The 1,924-nt window shown below is 36.0% G+C and carries 4 protein-coding genes; 3 read left to right on the top strand and 1 reads right to left on the bottom strand.

The features are described 5' to 3' along the window. Positions 1–328: hypothetical protein (locus F6K40_RS23525; protein ID WP_375340593.1), on the bottom strand; the 328-nt coding region annotated here is incomplete at its 3' end. 433 nt (positions 329–761) lie between these two features. On the opposite strand from F6K40_RS23525, the gene F6K40_RS23520 reads away from it, so the two are divergent. The 3 genes from F6K40_RS23520 (at position 762) to F6K40_RS23510 (ending at position 1,815) form a co-directional block, all read left to right on the top strand. Further along, the gene (locus F6K40_RS23520) at positions 762–1,034 is read left to right on the top strand and encodes a hypothetical protein (RefSeq protein WP_293139527.1); all 273 of its coding nucleotides are present in this window, start codon (positions 762–764) and stop codon (positions 1,032–1,034) included. Beyond that, complete coding sequence (locus tag F6K40_RS23515) at positions 1,031–1,396, top strand: clan AA aspartic protease (protein WP_293139526.1); 366 nt, start codon at positions 1,031–1,033, stop codon at positions 1,394–1,396. The genes F6K40_RS23520 and F6K40_RS23515 overlap by 4 nt, the downstream gene beginning before the upstream one ends. A 125-nt stretch (positions 1,397–1,521) precedes the next feature. Continuing rightward, positions 1,522–1,815, top strand: a complete 294-nt coding sequence (locus tag F6K40_RS23510; protein ID WP_293139525.1) for a hypothetical protein — start codon at positions 1,522–1,524, stop codon at positions 1,813–1,815. Positions 1,816–1,924 lie beyond the last annotated feature (109 nt).

Raw genomic sequence — 1,924 nt, 5'->3', positions numbered from 1 at the left:
TTTCAGTATTATTATCAAAAGCAACTTTGAGATTACGTTTCAGAGTCATTTTCAAATATTCACTCGGTTCAACTAACTCGATATTAGGAAACAAATTAACCATATTAATACTAAGATCAAAAGTAGCTTGAGCTTGATTAATAGTTTTAAAATCACTGTAAGCCATTTTTAAATGCTCCTTGAATCCAAAAATAATAATAACTAAATTGTTAGCTAGTCGGAATAGCGATCGCTCATTTATCTTTTTTTGTTTGGTAGGGGTTTGGTCTCCAAACCCTAACAATTTGGTCTCTGGTCTCCAAACTCTGACAATATTCAATTGTACCAATACTACCGGATTTTATATGAAATATAGCAATTTACGATCCCCCTAAATCCCCCTTGAAAAGGGGGACTTTGAAGTTCCCCCCTTCTCTTTTGGGGGGTTAGGGGGGATCGAAATTGTTAGTCGATCGGAATAGCGATCGCTCATTTATCTTTTTTTGTTTGGTAGGGGTTTGGTCTCCAAACCCTAACAATTTGGTCTCCAAACTTTGACAATATTGAATTGTACCAATACTACCGGATTTTATATGAAATATAGCAATTTACGATCCTCCTAAATTCCCCTTTTCAAGGGGGACTTTGAAGTTCCCCCCTTCTTAAGAGGGGTTAGGGGGGATCGAATATCTGTACCTCGCAGATTAAAGAATTGCTATAGCTAATTTATTCTTACTTCTGCTATTATAAATAAACAACCCTTTTTTTGGAGCATAATATTTATGGAAACACTCTTATTAAGTTATGAAGAAGTTGGCAAGATTGGTAAACAGGTTTATCAAAATAGTATCCGCGCTGCTGTTGAAACACCAGAAAATATAGGCAAAATGGTGATTATTGATATTGAAACGGGGGATTATTCTGTTGATAAAAATGGTTTAAAAGCAGCAGATTATCTCTATGAAAAAAATCCCCTAGCTAGATTATTTGGCATTCGTATTGGATATAATGTGGCTGCGTCTTTTGGTGGTAATATGGAGCGTGTTAGCGAATGATTTCTGGTATTGTTAATAATGGACGTCCTACAGTATCAATACCATTTCGTCTCCCTAATAATCCTGATTTTTCCATTCAGTTTGTGATTGATACTGGGTTTACAGATGAACTATGCTTACCTAGTGAAGTTGTTGATTTGTTAGGTTTACCTTTTAAGTTTACTTTGCCTGCTAATTTAGCTGATAATACAGAAGTTATGTTACCCGTTTATGAAGCAATTATTCTCTGGAATGGTGAAGAAAGAATAGTTCGAGTTTGGGGAACTGGGAGACAACCTTTATTGGGTACGGCGATGTTAGAAGAAGCAGAATTGGTAATTCAGTTTACTGAAGGTGGATTGGTAACTATTGAAGATTTATGAAAAAGGGGAAGAATCTTAGAAAAGAAAGACAGAAACTACCGGAATAGACAAGACGATCCAAAACAAAGTAGGGACGTTCCATAACGAAAATGCGAACGTCCGTACAGCAGGAAGTAAACAGTAAAATGTCATGTTATGACGTTTTATATCGGTTTTATGAAGCAGAAATTGTTATTGCACAATTAAAAGCAAAATTTCAGCAGATGCGAGAGGATAAGAAGTCAGAAATCAGAAGTCAGAAGTTAATTTCTTGCTATGACTATGTTTTAGAATTTGAGAATGTTCTAACAAGTAATGGCGACTGCTGTAAATATAGTCTTTCTCAAGCAGCTATTCGCGGTTTAGATGAAATTTCTAGTTATTTTGCTAATGTTAGTCTAGAAGCAGGCGATCGCTTTGTGCAACTTGATTTGAGATGAGGGTTTGGAGAGCAAACCCCTACGGTAATGTTTTCTGATTTTTTGGCGCTATGAGGGGTAAGACCCCAAACTGCAACGTTGTAGTTTTTGAGATTTTTGGATGATTTTG

This window comes from Okeania sp. SIO3I5, assembly GCF_010672085.1.
Classification (GTDB): Bacteria; Cyanobacteriota; Cyanobacteriia; order Cyanobacteriales; family Microcoleaceae; genus Trichodesmium.
The sequence above is the reverse complement of the archived record's forward strand: the minus strand, read 5'-3'. Positions and strand labels throughout refer to the sequence as shown.